The organism is Streptosporangium sp. CA-135522, assembly GCF_050949235.1.
GTDB lineage: Bacteria > Actinomycetota > Actinomycetes > Streptosporangiales > Streptosporangiaceae > Streptosporangium.
This window is the reverse complement of record NZ_CP192026.1, coordinates 3,871,536-3,890,068: the sequence shown is the minus strand read 5'-3', so window position 1 is coordinate 3,890,068 and position 18,533 is coordinate 3,871,536. Positions and strand designations below refer to the sequence as shown.

General features: G+C 71.2%; 11 protein-coding genes. 5 read left to right on the top strand and 6 right to left on the bottom strand.

Annotated elements, in window-relative coordinates; all coding sequences use genetic code 11:
- Positions 1-102 precede the first annotated feature (102 nt).
- The gene (locus tag ACQPYK_RS18215; RefSeq protein ID WP_433256693.1) at positions 103-858 is read right to left on the bottom strand and encodes a TetR/AcrR family transcriptional regulator; all 756 of its coding nucleotides are present in this window, start codon (positions 856-858) and stop codon (positions 103-105) included.
- Positions 859-940: 82 nt separating this feature from the next.
- Here ACQPYK_RS18215 and ACQPYK_RS18210 point away from each other — a divergent pair, with 82 nt between their 5' ends.
- Positions 941-2,161: a carotenoid oxygenase family protein gene (locus ACQPYK_RS18210; RefSeq protein WP_433256691.1), complete on the top strand. Its 1,221-nt coding sequence runs from the start codon at positions 941-943 to the stop codon at positions 2,159-2,161.
- Between the two features lie 133 nt (positions 2,162-2,294).
- Positions 2,295-3,995, top strand: coding sequence for an AMP-binding protein (locus ACQPYK_RS18205; protein ID WP_433256689.1), 1,701 nt, complete (start codon positions 2,295-2,297; stop codon positions 3,993-3,995).
- A gap of 164 nt (positions 3,996-4,159) precedes the next feature.
- On the opposite strand, the gene ACQPYK_RS18200 is transcribed toward ACQPYK_RS18205, so the two are convergent.
- The 3 genes from ACQPYK_RS18200 to ACQPYK_RS18190 all read right to left on the bottom strand — a co-directional run bounded on the left by ACQPYK_RS18200 (position 4,160) and on the right by ACQPYK_RS18190 (position 8,034).
- Positions 4,160-5,317: a DUF3103 family protein gene (locus tag ACQPYK_RS18200; RefSeq protein WP_433256687.1), complete on the bottom strand. Its 1,158-nt coding sequence runs from the start codon at positions 5,315-5,317 to the stop codon at positions 4,160-4,162.
- A 613-nt stretch (positions 5,318-5,930) separates the two neighbouring features.
- Entirely contained in the window at positions 5,931-7,205 is a 1,275-nt protein-coding gene (locus tag ACQPYK_RS18195; protein ID WP_433256685.1) for a hypothetical protein, read from the bottom strand.
- A 613-nt stretch (positions 7,206-7,818) separates the two neighbouring features.
- Positions 7,819-8,034 (bottom strand): DUF3072 domain-containing protein, encoded by a 216-nt coding sequence (locus tag ACQPYK_RS18190; protein ID WP_433256683.1) that lies wholly within the window; start codon positions 8,032-8,034, stop codon positions 7,819-7,821.
- A 232-nt stretch (positions 8,035-8,266) separates the two neighbouring features.
- Here ACQPYK_RS18190 and ACQPYK_RS18185 point away from each other — a divergent pair, with 232 nt between their 5' ends.
- From ACQPYK_RS18185 to ACQPYK_RS18175, 3 genes are read left to right on the top strand one after another with little or no spacing between them, the layout of a single operon-like run.
- Positions 8,267-10,777 (top strand): glutamate--cysteine ligase, encoded by a 2,511-nt coding sequence (locus tag ACQPYK_RS18185; protein WP_433256681.1) that lies wholly within the window; start codon positions 8,267-8,269, stop codon positions 10,775-10,777.
- Positions 10,778-10,780: 3 nt separating this feature from the next.
- A complete protein-coding gene (locus tag ACQPYK_RS18180; RefSeq protein ID WP_433256679.1) occupies positions 10,781-12,568 on the top strand; it encodes an N-acetylglutaminylglutamine amidotransferase in 1,788 nt (595 codons plus the stop codon).
- Complete coding sequence (locus ACQPYK_RS18175; protein WP_433256677.1) at positions 12,568-14,442, top strand: alpha/beta fold hydrolase; 1,875 nt, start codon at positions 12,568-12,570, stop codon at positions 14,440-14,442. Before ACQPYK_RS18180 ends, ACQPYK_RS18175 begins: the two co-directional genes overlap by 1 nt.
- 28 nt (positions 14,443-14,470) lie before the next feature.
- On the opposite strand, the gene pobA is transcribed toward ACQPYK_RS18175, so the two are convergent.
- Together pobA and ACQPYK_RS18165 are read right to left on the bottom strand one after the other, a co-directional pair.
- Entirely contained in the window at positions 14,471-15,640 is a 1,170-nt protein-coding gene (gene pobA, locus ACQPYK_RS18170; RefSeq protein WP_433256675.1) for a 4-hydroxybenzoate 3-monooxygenase, read from the bottom strand.
- Positions 15,641-15,833: 193 nt separating this feature from the next.
- Positions 15,834-18,389, bottom strand: a complete 2,556-nt coding sequence (locus tag ACQPYK_RS18165; RefSeq protein WP_433256673.1) for a collagenase — start codon at positions 18,387-18,389, stop codon at positions 15,834-15,836.
- Positions 18,390-18,533 lie beyond the last annotated feature (144 nt).

Here is an 18,533-nt window from a genome sequence, read left to right as displayed (position 1 = left end):
GCGACCTCCCCTACATGGCCGTGCCACTTCATCCGAAACGGCCGGCATCCGCCGGTCGGCGGAGATCTGGTCCGCCCCCCACCACGAGTTCCGCCAGCGCGGTCATCCCGCCTGCGCGGCCTGCCGAGGGCGTCCGCGCCGCCGGCGCGCGGGCTCCTCCGCCGTGCCCTTCACCGTGTCCTCCGCCGCAGGATCGGCACGCACGCCCTCGACCACCTTCTTCAGCCGCCTCTGGGACGACCGCACCGACCGACCGGCCGCCTCCAGCGTGTCACCGACGCCGACCATCAGGGCGGTCAGCTGGGCTTCGAATATCCGGTCGGCATCACACGGGGCGATGAGATAGTCGCCGAGTTCGAGCGTGACCAGCCCGTGGATCGCGGTCCACAGCTGGTGGGCGATGAGCTCGGCGTCGCCGGTCCGGAACCGGCCCGCCTCGACGCATCGGGTCGCGCACCCGACCACGACGCCCAGGGTGTAGCGGCCGTACTGCCGGTCCTCCGCGTCCAGGGAGAACCCGGCCAGTGACGCCCCACCGAACATCACCGCGTACAGGTGCGGGTTCGTCAGGGCGTTGTGCCGGTAGGCCCGCCCGAACAGCACCATGTCGGCGACGGGGTCGGCGGTCTCGGTGACGTGCGTGAAGTAGTTCTGCAGGCGTGCGAACCCTTCGTACACCATCTCCCGCACCAGCCCGCTCATCCCGCCGAAGTTGGTGTAGACCGCCATCGTCGAGCTGCCCGCCTCCGCGGCGATACGGCGCGTCGACAGCGCCTGGGGCCCCTCGGCGGCGAGCAGCCGTGCGGCGATGTCGACAAGGGCGGAGCGCGTCTGCGGATCGGACCGGCGTGGGCTCATCTTGACAGTATTGCATAACGCCGATATGTTAAACACAACGCCGTTATGCTACAGCGCCGGACCTCGCAGGGAGGTAGTCGACATGACCGCCACGGACCCCGAGCTCGATCTGATCACGACGTCCGGCCACCTGCCGCACGACGAGCGACTGCGCGTCGACGGCGTCATCCCGGCAGGACTCGAAGGGGCCTTCGTGCAGACGGTCCCGCACCCGGGAGCGTCGTGCCGCCCGGCCGGGCCGGGCCCGCAGCGGGACTCCGCCCTCCTGTCCGGCGTACGGCTCGGCGCCGCCGCCGCCCGGCGGCTGCACGCCCCCACCGGAGAGTTCGCCTGCCCGATTCCCGGCGCCGCGCTGTGGGCCCGGCCCGCGGGATCCGCCGATCCGCGGCCGGAGGGTCCGGGCCGGGCGAGCGTCGCGCTGCCGGTCGAGGACCGGCTCACGCGGCAGTGGCACACCGTCGCCACCTACCCCGGTCTGGACCGGGCGGAGCACCTGGTCATCGGGCCGGACGGCGCCGTGCTCGGGAGCCGGCCGTTCGCGCTCGACGGCGCGCCCCTCATGCACGCGGTCGCGCTCACCGAACGGTTCGTCGTGGTCTTCGACCTGCCCGTGACCTACCGCCGGGCCGCGGCCATGGTCGGCGGACGTCTCCCCTATCGCTGGCAGCACGGCCGGCCGGCCCGCATCGGGCTGCTGCCGCGGTGGCCGGGCGACGCGCAGGAGGCGCGCTGGTTCCCGATCGACCCCTGCTACGTCTTCCAGTCGGTGAACGCCTACGACGACGGCGACCGCGTCGTCGTCGACGCGGTGCGCCACGACCGCGCCTTCGACGCCTCACCGTGGGGCGGGGACGGCGCCGCCGGATCGCCGCGGGTGCACCGGTGGACCCTCGACACGGCGAGCGGCGCGGTGTGCGAACGACCGCTGGTCGACTCCGTGGCGCTGGCGTCGGTGGACACCCGGCGGGCAGGCCTCAGGCACCAGCTGGTGTTCGGCTGCGCCCCCGGCGGGCGGGCGCTGGTCGGCCACGACCTCGCGGCCGACAGCAGCCGGGTGCGGAGGCTCGCCCCCGGCTGGCGCGCCGGCCTGCCGGTCTTCGTCCCCCGCGGCCGCGTCGAAGGCGACGGCTGGATCGTGGTCCTCACCCAGAACGCCGCACAGCGGCGAGGCGAACTGCTGGTGCTCGACGCCTTCGACCTGACCGGCCGGCCGCAGGCGGTGGTCCACCTCCCGGGCACCCTGCCCGCCGTACGGCACACCGACTGGGTGCCGGCGTCCGGAGGGCACGCGCACGGCCGGTAGCTCCGGCCGGTCACGGGCCCGGACCTCGGGGCGGGTCCGACCGCCCGCCGGCCGACTCCATCCCCTCACGAGGGGGTATCGAACCCGGTGAGTTCCGAACGGCGATCCGTCGCCGCCGAAAGGAGTCGCCATCGTGGGCACGACGAAGAACACTGAGATCTACCGGGAGGCCCGGGACCTGCTGCTGGGGCTGAGCGGAGACCACGACGGGGCGGTGGGGCGTTTCGCGTGGCCGCTTCTGCGGGGCACCTTCAACTGGGCGCACGACTGGTTCGACGTGATCGCCCGGGGCAACGGGCGGACGGCCCTGTGGCTGGTCGAAGAGGACGGATCAGAGGCCCGATACTCCTTCGACGAGATCGCCGGGCGCTCGGACCAGGTCGCGGCCTGGCTCGCCGGGCAGGGTGTGGCCCGCGGCGACCGGGTGCTCATCATGCTGGGCAACCAGGTCGAGTTGTGGGAGTCGATGCTGGCGGTGATGAAGCTCGGCGCGGTGATCATGCCGACGACCACCGCGCTGGGTCCGGCCGACCTGCCGGACCGCATCGAGCGCGGCGGTGCCCGGCACGTCATCGCCAACAGCGCCGACACCGGGAAGTTCGCCGAGGTGGCAGGCGACTACACCCGGTTGTGCGTCGGCCGGGCACCGGCGGGGTGGGCTGCCTACCATGACGCCTACGACATCGCGGCCGCGCCCGTGGCGCACCCGGGCACCGCGCCGGACGACCCGCTGCTGCTGTATTTCACCTCCGGCACGACCAGCCGGCCCAAACTGGTCGAGCACACACAGGTGTCCTATCCGGCCGGGCACCTGTCCACCCTGTACTGGATGGGGGTGCGGCCGGGCGACACGCACCTGAACATCAGCTCGCCTGGCTGGGCCAAACACGCGTGGAGCTGTTTCTTCACCCCGTGGATCGCCGAAGCGACGATCTTCGTCTACAACTACGCCCGCTTCGACGCGGGCGCGCTGCTGGCCCAGATCCGCCGGGCCGGGGTGACCACGTTCTGCGCGCCGCCGACGGTGTGGCGGATGCTGATCAAGAGCGACCTGTCGGGTGGGCCGGGCTCGCTGCGCGAGGTGGTGGCGGCCGGCGAGCCCCTGAATCCCGAGGTCATCGAGCAGATCGGGAACGCCTGGGGACTGACGCTGCGCGACGGGTTCGGGCAGACCGAGACCACCGCCCAGGTCGGCAACACCCCGGGCTCACCGGTCAAGCCCGGCTCGATGGGGCGCCCGCTTCCCGGCGTGCCCGTGGTGCTGGTCGATCCGATCACCGGGCAGCCCGCCGAGGAGGGCGAGATCTGCATCGACCTGGCCCGCCGTCCGATGAGCCTGATGGCCGGTTACGAGGGCGATCCCGGCAGGAACGAGGAGGCGATGGCCGGCGGCTACTACCACACCGGTGACATCGCCTCCCGGGACGCGGAGGGCTACATCACCTACATCGGGCGGACCGACGACGTGTTCAAGGCCTCGGATTACAAGGTCTCCCCGTTCGAGCTGGAGAGCGTGCTCATCGAGCACCCGGCCGTCACCGAGGTGGCCGTCGTGCCCGCCCCGGACCCGGTCAGGCTGGCCGTGCCCAAGGCCTACGTCGCGCTCACTCCGGGATGGGAGCCCAACAGGGAGACCGCGCTGGCCATCCTCCGCCACGCGCGCGAGAACCTTGCCCCCTACCTGCGAGTGCGCCGGCTGGAGTTCTCCGAACTGCCCAAGACGATCTCGGGCAAGATCCGCCGGGTCGAGCTCCGTGCCCGCGAGGAGCGGTCCGCGGGCACCACACCGGCCGCGGAGTGGCGTGACGACCAGTTCCCCGAGCTTCGGGACTGAGCGACCCGAGGCCGACCGGCCGGGCCGCTTCCCGACGCGGGCGGATCAGCGAATCACCAGGCGCGGTCCGGATCGCACTCGGCCGGCGCGACGGCGCTCCGGCCAGGGAACCGGGTCAGGATCGCTGACCGGAGCCCTGGCCGGAGCCGTCGTCGGCGTGGCTGTCAGACCCAGTGGTAGGCCAGCACGAAGCTCATCGCCTCGGGGTCGGCCGCGCAGTCCGAACCCTGGGTCTGGGCGGTGATGAGGTAGCAGGAGTCGACCCAGTCGTCGTGGTCGGTGGTCCAGTCGCTGGGAAGCGCGCCGATGACCTTGTCGGCGACCTGGACGTACTGGCCGTTGCCACTGATCACGAGCGCGCCGTCGACGACGGCGCGGACCAGGCCGGACAGGTCGGTGTCGTCGTCGTGCTCCATGAAGACGACGTCCACGGCGGTCCAGCTGAAGTTGGACCACTCGACCAGGACCTGGCCGGGCGAGTAGACCTTGCCTTCCTGCTGGATGTAGGGCATCTCGACGGCGTCGATCCGGGCTTTTCCGTCGAGACCCGCGCCCATGACCCATGCATAGATCTCCGGCCCGCCCTTGTACCACGGCTCCTGGTCGATGCGGTTGACGATGCGGAAGAGGTGGGACACCGGTCGCGTCGCGGCCAGGGGCGCGGGCGAGGACGACGCCTGCTGAGTGCCGGTTTCGAGCGTTCTATCGGTTCCGCCGATGCCGGCCTCGGTGAGCCGGCGCCGGATGGTCTGCCGGCTCAGGGCGGCGGTCCTGCGCTCGTCGAGGCCGACGATGAGCACCGGGCGGGTGGGCGCCCGGCGGGCGTCCAGCTGGTGGGTACGTCCCGCGGAGTCGTAGGCGGTGACGGTACGGACGGCCTTCTCGTCCCCGGAGGGGGTGAACATGACCAGGGCCTGCTCTCCGGCGGCGACCCGGCGTGCCATGGCCGGATCGGTGCGGATCTGTAGCAGCGACTCCCCCTCGGCCTGGATCCCCTTCAGCCGCAGGATGTCCTGGTTGGCACGGCGGGTGTAGTCGGCCAGTTCCCGGCCATCGGACACCGCGCCGAACAGCGCCGCCAGGTCGGCCTGGCCGTCGTCGGCCAGCTCGCGCGTGATCTCGGTCCGGAATCCGCGGTCGCCGAGGCGGCGAGCCACCTGCTCGGCGAGCGCCCGTTTGTAGGCCTCCATTCCGGCCGCCCGTTCGGCGGCCGGCTTCTCGACGGCCGGGGTCGGCGGCGTGGCGGCCGACACCGGCGGGATGCCACCGAGGACGGCGGAGGCCATGGCGGTGAACGCGGCCAGACCGATCAGCTTCTTCACTCGAATCTCCTGACGAATTGCGTGGAATAACCGACACGAGGAGTCCGCTGAAATTTCCATGGAAATTCCAGCGAGCACTTCCCGGCGACACCGCGGCTCCGAATTCCTTTAACCAGATGTTTTCACGGAAGAACTCGGAGCGGTAAAGGCGTGGCTTCCACAGCGTCATAGATTCTGCTTGGAGATCACTTGGGCCCGGCTTGCAACTTATCGGCAACCGGATAGAAGCCTCCGGCACCTCGACTTTCTCCCGATTCGGGCCAATGGAAATGAGCTTTCCGGCGCACAGAAAGCAGAGCGCCATCCGGTCGCCTGTCGCACCGCGCGACGACGGTCGCGCAATCTCCGCGGCCGCCTCGCCCCCGGTGAATCCCCTCCGGTGAATCCCCTCGGAGGAAAGCGCCGCCGTACCGATGCGCTCGACCGTGTCGAGGGATGTCGGCGTCGAAAACAGCCGGCTGCCGGAAACGGCGCAATGCGAACGGACCCGCTACGGAACAGGCGGTCCGATCAGCGAGGCGGTGCGGTGCCGCGGCGGACGATCAGGTCGGTGGCCGGCTCGATGCGTGTGCTCTCCGGGATCTCGCCCCGGGCCGATCGGCGCCGCGATCCCCTACAGCGCCGCGCACATCAGTGCCTGCTGCAGCGCGGCCCGCCCCTGATCGAGCCGGCCCGCGTCGCCGTGGAGATCGGCGACGACCATCCACGCCGCCGAGGCCGGCCGCAGCGCGGTCATCTTCTCCAGCGCCTGCGCGGCCGCGGTCTGGGCGAGTGCCGCCTCGTCCAGGCGTCCCAGTGCCCGATAGACCTCCGCCAGCAGTTCGTGCGCCTCCACGGCCACCGGTCCCACCACATCCGCCGCCTGTTCCACCGTCATCAGCGCGCGCTTCAGAGCCGCCTGCGGCTCCTCGCGCAGCAGGTCGACGCGTGCCAGCGCGAGCAGGCAGGAGATGACGTCGCCGGGGTGGGCCGAGTTCGCCACCAGTTCGGCGTGCGCGTCGGTGAGCATCCGCTCGATCCGCTCGACATCCTGCGGCCCGTGCCGCAGGGTGTATTCGGCCATGCACATCCGCAACCGGCCCATCGCCAGCCCGTCGCCCAGCTCGGCCTGCACGCGCAGGGCGCGGTTGGTCAGCAGGTCGGCCTCCAGCGGATCGTCGAGGATGCGCGCCACCACCGCACTGTTCCAGGAGGCCGCCACGATCGCGCGGGGCGACCCGAGCAGATCGGCCTCCTCCAGCAACTCTGTGGCGAACTGCGCCATTCGCTCCCGATCACCGCGTTCGACGTAGGCGGCCAGCAGGGTCGAGGCCAGCTCCACCAGCCGGTCGGTCCACCCCGAGGGCGTCTCCCGCTCCAGGGCCTCCTCACCGACCTGGACGGCCGTGGCCAGCGCGCCCACCTCCCGATGACACCGGCACAGGGCCAGGGCGATGGAGATGCGCTGCTCGCGAAGCCGCATCTCCATCCCGGCCAGCGCCGCCGCCGTCTCGGCGCGGTCGGAGCACGCCTCCCGTAGCAGGATCGTCAGCTGTTCGATCGCGGCCGGCCGGTTGTCGGCGGCCTCCAGCGCCAGGGCGTAGCCGTAGCCGACACGCCGGCGTAGATCGGGCAGGCAGCGGAGCGCGGGTTCGGCGATCAACCGGGCCAGCTCTTCCCCTGCCGTCTGGACGTCGCTCTGGCGCAGAGCCGTCTCCGCGCGAGTCACCCGGGCGTGCAGAGCGGCCGTCCACCGGTCGGTGATGCCGTATTCGAGCTCGGCGGAGGAGCAGTGCAGCCGTTCGGCCAGGATCCCCAGCTCCGCGGCGTCGGCGTCCCGTGTGCCGTTCTCGATCGCCTCAACGTCCTCTTCGCGGAGTTCCGGTTCCGCGATCTGTGCTCTTGTCATGCCACACCGCCTGCGCAGTGCCCGCAGACGTTCACCCACGCTCGTGCCGCTCACGTCGCACTCCCTGGACGCCGCCATAGGATCCACATTCATCCTTGGTCTGGATCATCTCAACAGCGCATCTTAAACATCGCAAGCTTTCGCCCGCCAAAGCCGAATCGGTATGCGCATTCGGGTGTTGTGTCATACCGGCGGCACGCGAGACAATCCTCCCGAAGATCCACAAGGCATCACGGAGGTCATCTGTGAAAAAGCGCGCGCTGGTCAAGGTCGCCGTCACTGCGGCCGCATTGACCATTTCCCTCTGTACGGCGGGCGCCGCCGCCCCCACACCGGAAAACTCCACGTCGGCCGCGGGCTCGACGGTTTGGGTGACCAGCCCCAACGGCGGCCTGTGCTGCTACGGATAGACCTCGGCGGTCGAGGAATCGCCGGTCGTCGGTCGACCGGCCCGGAGACGCGGCGGCAGGCGTTCGGCCTGCCGCCGAGCGGCGTCGGCGGCGGGAGTCCGCCTCCTCTCCGCCCTGAGATCTCCGTTCCGAGGCCTCCGTCCTCAGGCCTCCGCATCAGATCTCGTCCTCAGAGCGCCTCGGATCTCGTCCTCAGAGGCCGTTCAGGCCTCGCCGCCCTCGCCGGTCGGATGCAGCCGCTCGCTTCGGCCCTGCAACTCGTCGATCAGCTTGGACGCCTGCGCCTTACTGAGGCCGTCGGGCACGTCCGCACCCGCTTCCCGGGCGAGCGTCCGCAGGTACGACTCCTGCGGCGCGGTCATCGGCTCGTCTCCGGTCGCCCATTCCTCCGGGTTCTTCTCCACCGGCCCGTTGCTCATCCTGGCCTCCCCTCGAATTTCTGTTCGCCTCACCGGCCTCGGCATGCCCTCGCATCCGGGGTGCAAACCGCGCCCCGCGGCCAGGCCGTCCGGTGATGACGCGGGGGTGACGCGGCGGAACGGCTCCCGGCCGGCTCGCCACCCTCTTGGGACGGCCCCTGAAGTGCAGAAGACCTTTTTTTGGGAAAAGGGAAGGAATTCCTGACGAACCGACATGCTCTGGGGTGGTCAAATGGCGGGTCTCGCGGGACCGATCGCGGTAGGTGTCGAAGAGGAGTTCCACGTCGTGGACGTCGACACCCGGCACCTCGTCCCCAGGGCCGGCGTCCTGCTGGAGCAGTTACCGGCCGACCGGTTCACCCACGAGCTGCAGCGGTCGGTGGTGGAGGCCAACAGCCGGCCCTTCGTGCGGCTGGAGGATCTCGGGCACGACCTGACCGCGCTGCGGCGCACGGTCATCGAGGCGGCGGACGGGGTGGGCCTGGGGATCGTGGCGGCAGGAAGCGTGCCGCTGGTGGACCTGGAGGCGCTGAAGATCTCCCCGGACCCCCGCTACGAGCAGATGCTCGCCGACTACCAGCTCCTCACCCGCGAGCAGCTGATCTGCGGGACCCAGGTGCACGCCGAGGTCGACGACCGCGATCTGGCGGTCGCCGTCGCCCACCGGCTCGCCCCCTGGCTACCGCCGCTGCTCGCCCTGAGCTCCAGCTCGCCGTACTGGCTGGGGTCCGACACCGGATACGCCAGCTACCGCCCGCTCATCTGGCAGCGCTGGCCGACCGCCGGCCCCGTGGCCGAGTTCGACTCGGCCGCCGAGTACGACCGGGTGGTCGACGAGCTCGTGCGCTCGGGTGTGATCACCGACCCCGGCATGATCTACTTCGACGTCCGGCCCTCGGCGCACGTCCCCACCGTCGAGCTGCGGATATGCGACGCCTGCCCCCGCGTGAGCGACATCATGCTGATCGCCGGGCTGTTCCGGGCCCTGGTGGCCCGGGAGCTGGAGGCGGTCCAGAAGGGGCCCGACCGTTCGGTCCGGCTGGAGATGGTACGCGCCGCGACGTGGCGGGCGGCGCGCTCCGGTCTGGAGGGCGAGCTCGTCGATCCGGTCGAGGGCGGCCCGGGGCCGGCCGCCGAGGTGATCGGGCGGATGGTGGACGGCCTACGCCCGCAGCTGGAGGAGTCCGGCGACTGGGAGATCGTCACGTCCCTGGCCGAAGAGGCACTGGCACGGGGCAGCTCCGCCGCCCGCCAGCGGGAGGCGTTCGCCCGTGACGGCCGGCTGGCCGACGTGGTCGACCTGGTCGTCGCCGAGACGCGGTCGCAGGAGTGGGAGACCGCCTTCGGCGGGCCGACGCCGCGGATGCGCACCAGCCTGCTCGACGGCTACGACGCCCCCGGCGACGAAGTGATCATCGAGGGCACCGTGCGCGAGCCGTACCAGCCGGTTCTGCGAATTCTCGACCGCCTGGGCGCCGATGGCCTGCGGGGCAGGGAGCGCCGGCGCGACCGGTACCAGCGCCACAACGGCATGACCTTCCAGGTGGAAGGAGAGGACGAGAGCCGGATCTTCCCCTTCGACCTGGTCCCGCGGCTGGTCCCGCCCGACGAGTGGTCCGAGATCCAGCGGGCCCTGCCGCAGCGGGTGCGCGCGCTGGAGGCGTTCCTGCGCGACGTGTACGGCGAGCGCCGGATCGTCAAGGACGGTGTGATCCCCGCCTGGGTGGTCGAGGAATCCCCGGGGCGCCGGGAAGCGGGACGGCTGATCCCGCCGGACGCCGTACGTTGCACCGTCGCGGGAATGGACCTGGTCCGAGACGACGTCGGCCGATGGGCGGTGCTGGAGGACAACCTGCGGGTGCCCTCGGGCATCGGGTACGCCGTGGCCAACAGGCGTCTGACGGCCCAGGTCCTGCCCGAACTCGTCCCCGGCGAGGGGTTCGCCGACCCGCGAGAGGGTCTGCGAACGCTGCGGGAGGCGCTGCTGGCGGGTTCGGGTGACTCGCCGGTCCTGGCCGTGGTCTCCGGGGGGCCGGGCGACTCCGCCTACTACGAGCACCGGATGCTCGCCGAGGAGATGGGGGCGATCCTGACCGTCCCCGCCGACCTGACCGTCAGAGATGGGCACGTCGAGGCCGCCGGACGCCGGATCGACGTGCTCTACCGCCGGATCGACGAGGACGAGCTGCTGGCGAGCCCCGCCGGGCCGGAGATCCTGCGGGCCGCCGGACGCTCCGCGCTCCTGCTGGCCAACGCGCCGGGCAACGGCGTCGCCGACGACAAATGCCTGTACCGGTACGTGCCCCGCCTCATCGACTACTACCTGGGCGAGCAGCCGCTCATCGACAACGTCACCACCTATCTGTGCCGGGACGACGGTGACCGCGAGCGGGTGCTGGACCGGCTGGCCGAGCTGGTGATCAAACCGGTGGACGGATTCGGCGGCCAGGACGTGGTCATCGGCCCCGGCGCGTCCCGCGCGGAGCTCCGGGAGATCCGGGAGAGGATCCTCGCGGAGCCGGACCGGTGGGTCGCCCAGGAGACGGTCCGGTTGTCGACTCACCCGGCCTTCGACGGGGAGCGGCTGCGCCCGCGCGTCGTCGACCTGCGGGCCTTCGTCTGCTTCGGGGAGACGGCGGTGGTGCCCGCGGCGGCGCTGACCCGCGTCGCGCCGGCCGACAGCATGATCGTCAATTCCTCCCAGGGTGGGGGTTCCAAGGACACGTGGCTTTCGGAGGTATGACCGATGTGCGGACTGAGCGGTGAGATCCGATTCGACGGGCGCGCGGCCGATATCGGCGCCGTGGGCCGGATGACCGACGCCATGCACGAGCGCGGCCCCGACGGATCGGGGCTGTGGTCGTTGGGACCGGTCGCCCTCGGCCACCGGCGCCTGAAGATCATTGACCTGTCCGACAAGGCCGCGCAGCCGATGGTGGACAGCGACCTCGGCCTGGCGGCGGTGTTCAACGGCTGCCTGTACAACTACCGGGAGCTGCGTGAGGAACTGCGCGGCGAGGGCTACCGGTTCTTCTCCGCCTCCGACACCGAGGTGCTGGTGAAGGCCTTCCACCGCTGGGGACCCGACTGCGTCGGCCACTTCAAGGGCATGTTCGCCTTCGCGGTCGCCGAGCGGGACACCGGCCGGCTGACCCTCGGCCGGGACCGGCTGGGCATCAAGCCCATGTACGTGGCCCAGGACGCCGAGCGGCTGCGGTTCGCCTCGTCCCTGCCCGCGTTGCTGGCGGGCGGAGGGGTGAGCACCGACATCGACCGGGTGGCCCTGCACCACTACATGACCTTCCACTCGGTGGTGCCTGCCGAGCGCACGATCCTCACCGGCGTGCGGAAGCTCCCCCCGGCCACCGTGCGCACCGTCGAGGCCGACGGCACGGTCACCGACCACTGCTACTGGCGGCCGCCCTACTCCCGTTCGGCCCTGGGCGAGTACGGCGGCCTGTCCTCCGGGGAGTGGCGCGAGGCGGTGCTCCACCGGCTGCGAGTGGCCGTGCGCAGGCGCATGGTCGCGGACGTGCCCGTGGGTGTGCTGCTCTCCGGCGGCCTGGACTCCAGCATGATCGTGGCGTTGCTGGCCGAGGAGGGGCAGGAGGGACTGTCGACCTTCAGCATCGGGTTCCACGCGGTGGGCGGCGAGCAGGGGGACGAGTTCGCCTACTCCGACCTGGTCGCCCGGCATTTCGCCACCGATCACCACCGCATCGTCATCGACGACGCGCGCCTGCTGCCCGCCCTGGAGCACGCCGTGGGGGCGATGAGCGAGCCGATGGTCAGCCATGACTGCGTCGCCTTCCACCTGCTGTCGCAGGAGGTCTCCGAACACGTCAAGGTCGTGCAGTCCGGTCAGGGCGCCGACGAGGTGTTCGCCGGTTACAGCTGGTATCCGCCGTTCGCCGGGGTGGCCCGCGAAGAGGCCGCCGCCACGTACGCCCGGGAGTTCTTCGACCGCTCGCACGGAGCCCTGGCCGAGGTCCTGGCACCCGGCTACCTGACGGACGAGGACGTCAGCGGCGAGTTCGTCCGGCGTCACCTCGCGACGCCCGGCGCCGACACCGCGCTCGACGCGGTGCTGCGCCTGGACACCTCCGTCATGCTCGTCGACGATCCGGTCAAGCGCGTGGACAACATGACGATGGCCTACGGGCTGGAGGCCCGGACCCCGTTCCTCGACCACGAGCTGGTGGAGCTGGCGGCGGCCTGCCCTCCGGAACTCAAACTCGCCTCCGGCGGCAAGGGCGTCCTGAAGGACGCCTCCAGAGGACTGCTGCCCGCCGAGATCGTCGACCGGCCGAAGGGCTACTTCCCCGTCCCCGCCATCCGGCACATCCACGGGCCGTTCCTGGAGCTCGTCAGGGACGCGCTGACCGGGCAGGCGGCGCGCTCACGCGGCCTGTTCAACCAATCGTACGTGGACAAGCTGCTCGCGGCGCCCGATGAGCACCGGACGACTCTCGGCGCCAACGCGTTGTGGCAGCTCGGACTCCTGGAGCTGTGGTTGCAGGCCCGGGGAGTCTGATGACGGAGATCCTCGGCGCCCGTCGCGGCCCGTCGGCGGACACGGGCCTCACCGCCTGGAGCTGCTGGAAGCCCGCCCCGGCGCCGGACGCCAGCGCCGTCGCCTTCGTCAGCGACAGGGACGGCTCGCCCCGGGTCTGGATCCAGCCCCTTGGAGGGGAAGCGCGGGCGCGGCCCGTCGGCACCGGCCCGGAACCCGTCGCCGACGTGAGCTGGTCGCCCGGCGGCGGGCGGCTGGCCGTCCTCGTCGTGCCGGGCGGCGGGGAGCACACCCAGGTCTGGACGGTCCGGCCCGACGGCGGGGACCTGCGCCCGCTGGCCTGCCCCGCAGGCGGCTCGGCGTCGTTCGTGCGCTGGAGCGGGCGGGGCGAGATCCTCCTGGTCGCCGAGGTCTCCGCGGCGGGCCGGACGGAGGCGGTGCTGATCGACGCCGAGACCGGCGGCCGGGAGGTGGTCGCCGCCGGAGCGCTGATGCACCCGGCGGCGGTGAGCCGTGACCAGGGGCGGATGCTGCTGCGGCGCGGCCCGCGCGGCGCCCGGCGGATGTACCTGGCGGACCTGCCCGCCGGCCGCGCCGCCGATCTTCCCGCCGGTCCTGTGCCCGGCCCGCCGGGAGTCCCCGTGGGCGACCCTCCCGGAGGACGGGAGCGGCCGCTGCTGGCGGGCCTGCCCGGATCCACCGATCACGGCGCCCTCTCCCCCGACGGGATGACCGCCTATCTGCTGTCCGACGCCGGCCGCGACCGGACCGCGCTGGTCGCGGTGGGCGAGGACGGCGGGGCGGCCGTGCTGGCCGAGCGCGCGGACGCCGAACTGGACCGGTTCGCGCTGAGCGTCGACGGCCGTCGCGCCGTCCTGCTGTGGAACGTTCGCGGCCGGTCCGAGCTGGAGGTGCTGGAGACCGGCACCGGCGTGGTGCGCCCGCTCCCCCCGCCTCCCGCGGAGGTGGTGTCCTCGGTCCGGGTGTCCGCCGACGGCGGCCTGGCCGTACTGGCCGCCGAAGGTCCCGGCCGGCCCTCTCACGTGGTGCTGTGCGACCTGGCGACCGGCGGTTATCGGCAGGTCGCCGGGGCGGGTCGGATCGCCGCGACGGTCGAGGCGGAACCGGTGGGCCTGCGGGCGCGTGACGGCGTGGAGCTGACCGGCTGGCTCTACCGGGTCCCGGGCGTCCAGGCTCCGGCGCCCTTCGTCGTCTACCTGCACGGCGGCCCGGAGAGCCAGGAACGGCCCACCTTCAACCCGCTGTTCCAGAGCCTGCCGGCCGCCGGGATCGGAGTGTTCGCACCGAACGTCCGTGGTTCGAGCGGATTCGGGCGCGCCTTCCGCGACGCCGACAACCGCGCGCTCCGCTTCCGCGCGATCGACGACGTCGCCGACTGCGCCTCTGAGCTGGTACGGCGAGGCGTCGCCGATCCGGCCCGGATCGCCTGCATGGGACGCTCCTATGGCGGCTACCTGACGCTGGCCGCCCTCGTCACCCATCCCGAGTTGTTCCGGGCCGGTGTCGACGTCTGCGGGATGGCCGACTTCGAGACCTTCTACGCGCGGACCGAGCCGTGGATCGCCGCGGCGGCCGTCAGCGAGTACGGTCATCCCACCGCCGACCGCGACCTGCTGCGGGCCCTGTCACCGCTGCGCTCCTTCGACCGGCTGGCCGCCCCGCTGCTGGTCGTGCACGGCGCCCGTGACACCAATGTCCCTGTGCACGAGGCCCATCAGGTGCTCCGGGCGGCCCGGGCCCGCGGGGTGCCGTGCGACCTGCTGCTGTTCGAGGACGAAGGACACGAGATCCGGCAGGCCGCCAACCGGGTGACCTTCGTCGGAAACGTCGTCGAGTGGCTCGGGCGGCATCTGACCCTCCCCGGCCGGGCCTGACGGCGCAGGCCGGGCGCCCGGCGGCCGGTCACGTCTCCTCGTACGGCAGGCCGACGTAGTTCTCCGCCAGCGTCGTCGCCGCGGCGGCCGAAGAGGTCACGTAGTCCAGGTAGGAGGTCTGCAGCCGCCGTCCGTAGGCGTCGTCGGAGTCGAAGGTGTGCAGCAGCGTCGTCATCCACCAGGAGAAGTGCTGTGCCCGCCAGACGCGCTTCAGGCAGGCCCCGGAGTAGTCGTCGAGCAGGTCGGCCGAGCCGGTCGCGTACCAGTGGGCCAGCGCCTCGGTCAGCACCCGCACGTCCGCGACGGCCAGGTTGAGCCCCTTGGCCCCGGTCGGCGGAACGATGTGCGCGGCGTCTCCGGCCAGGAACAGCCTGCCGTACTGCATGGGCTCGACGACGAAGCTGCGCATGGGCGTGACGCCCTTCTCGATGATCTCCCCGGTGGCCAGGGTGAAGCCCGGCACGGTCTCCAGCCGGGCCTTGAGTTCGGCCCAGATCCGCTCGTCGGACCAGTTCTCCACGTCCTCACCGGCGGGCACCTGGAGGTAGAACCGGCTGATCTCCGGAGAGCGCATGCTGTGCAGGGCGAAGCCGCGCTCGGTTCTGGCGTAGATGAGCTCCTCGGCCGACGGCTTGACGCGGGCGAGGACGCCGAGCCAGGCGAAGGGGTAGTCCCGCTCGTACTCGGTCAGCACGCCCGGCGGGATCGACGGCCGGGACACGCCGTGGAAGCCGTCGCAGCCGGCGATGACGTCGCAGTCCAGCCGCTGTCCGCCGAAGGTGACGAAGGGCCGGTCGGTGTCGATGCCGTGCACGGCCACGTCGTCCACCTCGAAGCGGACGTCCCCGCCGGCGGCCAGGCGTGCGGCGATGAGGTCCTTGACGACCTCCTGCTGGCCGTACACCGTGATCGTCCGATCGGGCACCAGTTCCTCGAAGGCGACACGCCGGCCCGCACCGCCGTAGCGCAGCTCGATCCCCTGGTGGACGAGCCCCTCGCGCAGGAGTCGCTCCCCGAGTCCGGCGGCGACGAGGGTGTCGACCGTGCCCTGCTCCAGGACCCCCGCCCGTACCCGTTGTTCCACGTGGTCGCGGCTGCGGCGTTCCAGTACCACCGACTCGATGCCGCGCAGATGGAGAAGATGAGACAGCAGCAGGCCCGCGGGCCCTGCTCCGATGATGCCGACTTTAGTACGCATGGGGGGATCATTCCCGGTGTGGCGGCGCGGGGGACAGTCGCCCCCTGCTCTCGGGTCGCGGACGGTGCCCGCCGCCGGGTCGCGCGAAGGCGCGCACCGCGCCGCCGGTGCCGGCGGCATGCCGTCCGGCGAGGCGACGCGGTGCGTGTTCACGGTGACGTCGGTGCGGCGTCGGTGCGGCGCCGACGCGATGTCAGTATTCGGTCTTGATCGTGGCTCCGGTGAAGGACTGTGCCGCGTGGAGGCTGATGTAGACGTAGCCGGCCGGCGGGTTGGCGATGGTCAGGACCTCGCCGTTGCCCGAGTTGGCCGACCGGCTGGTGTAGGCCGACGTCGTGGCCCAGGCGGCGCCGTTGTAGTAGAGGTCGGCGTTTCCGGTGCCGCCCGAGGAGGTGATGGTCAGCGTGCGGGTGCCCGCCGGAAGGTAGAGGTAGAAGTAGGCGTAGTTGGCGACGGTCTCCGACAGGTTGCTGCGCCGGCAGTTCCGGTCGAGCTGCCGGGTGTCGGCTCCGGTGCACTCGGGGACGGACGATCCGCCCGAGGAGACCGTGACCTGCTGGGTGCTCGTGGCGGTCGCGCCCCCGTTGTCGGTGACCGTCAGTTTCACCGGGTAGGTGCCGGCGGTGGCGTAGGTGTGTGAGGGGGTGGCCGAGGTCGACGTGCCGCCGTCACCGAAGTCCCACTGACGCGACGCGATCGTCCCGTCGGGGTCGGCCGAGGTGTCGGTGAAGGTCACCGCGAGACCGTTGGCGGTGGAGGTGAAGCTCGCGCTCGGCGCCTGGTTCCCGCCGCCACCACCCGTGCAGCCGCCCGCGGCGCATGCCGCCAGCCACGTCCGCCAGTCGCTGTCGTAGCGGCTGCCGATCGTCGTGGTCAGGAAGGTCCGGGCGGAGTTCCAGGCGCCGGTCCGGTAGTGGCCGAGGACGGTGGCGACGTCGGCGGGATGCTTTTCGAACATGTACCGCACCGCCAGGTAACCCCAGCGGTAGATGCGGGTCGTGTCGTTGTCGTAGGTGGTGTTCCACAGCGTGCTGAGCGCGTAGGTCTGCTTGGCGGCCTCGGTGATCGCGGCGTCGTAGGCGAGCTTGCGGTAGGAGTAGGAGACGTACTCCGCGAAGCCCTCGATCCACCAGATGGTCGGGGTGGTGACGCCGGCGTTGAAGTCGCCGTACATGTCGAACCGGCCGTCGAGGTAGTGGGTGTACTCGTGGTTGAGGTTCCAGATCTGGAAGGCGGGCCGTACCCATTCGGCCTCATAGGCGATGAACCGCGGCTGGTTGCCCGCGGCGGCCGGGTCGCCCTCCAGGTACATGCCGCCGTTGTTGGTGTCGATGCCGAAGATCGCGCCGGCGTAGGTCTGGTAGTCGGTGCTGGAGTCGAAGACGCAGACCTCGATCGTGGTGTTGGAGTCGTTGGCGACCGGGCGGTTGCCGTCCTTGGCCAGGTTGTGGAAGTACGCGTCCTGGTCGGCGAGGCTCTTGCAGCTGTCGGCCAGTTGCGCGGAGGTCATCTCCTGGGCACGGATCTTGATGCTCGGACTGCAGGTGTGGTTGACGGTGAGGACGTTGCGCGCGAGAAGCTGCGGGAGGTCGCAGATGCCGTAGAAGGAGCAGTTGGCCTTGTCGTAGAAGTAGGCCGTATCGGCCACCCCGACCCAGAGCTGAGCGGTTTTCCCGGTCATGCTGCTGCGGGTGAGCAGGTCCTTGGCCATCGGCCGGGCCTTGGGCTGCAGCGTGGAGTACTGGAGGAAGCGGCCGAGCTCCCGGCCGGCGTTGGCGGTCAGGTAGCTGCGGTCGGTGCCGAGCAGGCCGAGGTGGTTCAGCGCGAAGGAGTTCAGGGTGTCGATGACGCTCGGGTCGGCCTGGACCGCGCTGACGAACGCCGGAACCTGGTGACCGCGGAAGAGCACGGTGTAGGTGTTGTTGACCGCGTTGACCATCCACCAGTGGGCGTCGTACGAGCTGTCGTAGCCGGTGAGCAGCCGCTTGACGACGCCGAGGTAGCGGTCGTTCTCCTGGGCGCTGTCGATCAGGGTGACCGCCTCGGCGAGGATCTCGCCGTTGGCGTCACTGACGGTGGCGGACCGGGAGTTGCCGAAGAACCCGTCGAGGCCGGCCTGGATGGCGGTCTTCAGCGTGGCCCCGTAGGCGCCCACGGTGGAGGGGTTGTACCACTGCACGTAGTAGCCGGCGCGCAGGTACAGGACGAGCTGGGCGGTGCTCGTGCTGTTGTCCCCCGGGTAGGAGGCGGCGTTGTCGCGCAGCGCGTACGCGACGCTGGCCATCTGCGGCTCGCGGAAGGCGTAGTAGGCGTCGTTGCCGGTCAGACGGAACAGGGTGTTGACGCAGTCGGTGGTCGAGGCCTTGATCTGCTGGACGAGGGCGCTGCCGGATTTGCTGGTGAAGTCACTCGTGTTGCATGCCGCCGCGGCTGCGGCCTTGGCCGTCTTGGCCGAAGGTCTCGGATGCTCGGGTGTGCGGGCGGGCTTGTCGACGTCGCGCCGTAACGCGTCCGCCGACGCCGGCAGCGGCGGGCGTTCCTTGACTTCCAGCGAGGACTCCTCGACATGCCGGGCATCGTCGGTGGAGCTCACCCCCACGGGCGGGGGTTGCGAGACGGCGGGGGCGGCGGGAGCGGCGCTCGCGGGCGAGGCCGCCAGCGGCTGGAGGGCGAGTCCCAGCCCGAGGACGGGGGCGAGCAGTGCCGGCAGGTGCCTTCTGAATTCGTGAAGAGGCGGCGTGAATCTCAAGTAAACCTCCGGGGGGTATGCATGACGGCATGCGAGGTTGAATCTGGTCGGCCGGAAGCCGGGGTTGGGGGGATCGGCGATCGCACCGGACCCAGGAGCGAGGGGCGGAACTCCGGGGCCTCACACCGGAGGATCGGAAGCGGC

Bases quoted from the DNA above. Each gene is read 5' to 3' on its own strand.
- ACQPYK_RS18175 (WP_433256677.1), top strand. From the start codon at position 12,568: ATGACGGAGATCCTCGGCGCCCGTCGCGGCCCGTCGGCGGACACGGGC.
- ACQPYK_RS18180 (WP_433256679.1), top strand. From the start codon at position 10,781: ATGTGCGGACTGAGCGGTGAGATCCGATTCGACGGGCGCGCGGCCGAT.
- ACQPYK_RS18215 (WP_433256693.1), bottom strand. From the start codon at position 858: ATGAGCCCACGCCGGTCCGATCCGCAGACGCGCTCCGCCCTTGTCGAC.
- ACQPYK_RS18190 (WP_433256683.1), bottom strand. From the start codon at position 8,034: ATGAGCAACGGGCCGGTGGAGAAGAACCCGGAGGAATGGGCGACCGGA.
- ACQPYK_RS18195 (WP_433256685.1), bottom strand. From the start codon at position 7,205: ATGACAAGAGCACAGATCGCGGAACCGGAACTCCGCGAAGAGGACGTT.
- ACQPYK_RS18185 (WP_433256681.1), top strand. From the start codon at position 8,267: ATGGCGGGTCTCGCGGGACCGATCGCGGTAGGTGTCGAAGAGGAGTTC.
- pobA (WP_433256675.1), bottom strand. From the start codon at position 15,640: ATGCGTACTAAAGTCGGCATCATCGGAGCAGGGCCCGCGGGCCTGCTG.
- ACQPYK_RS18210 (WP_433256691.1), top strand. From the start codon at position 941: ATGACCGCCACGGACCCCGAGCTCGATCTGATCACGACGTCCGGCCAC.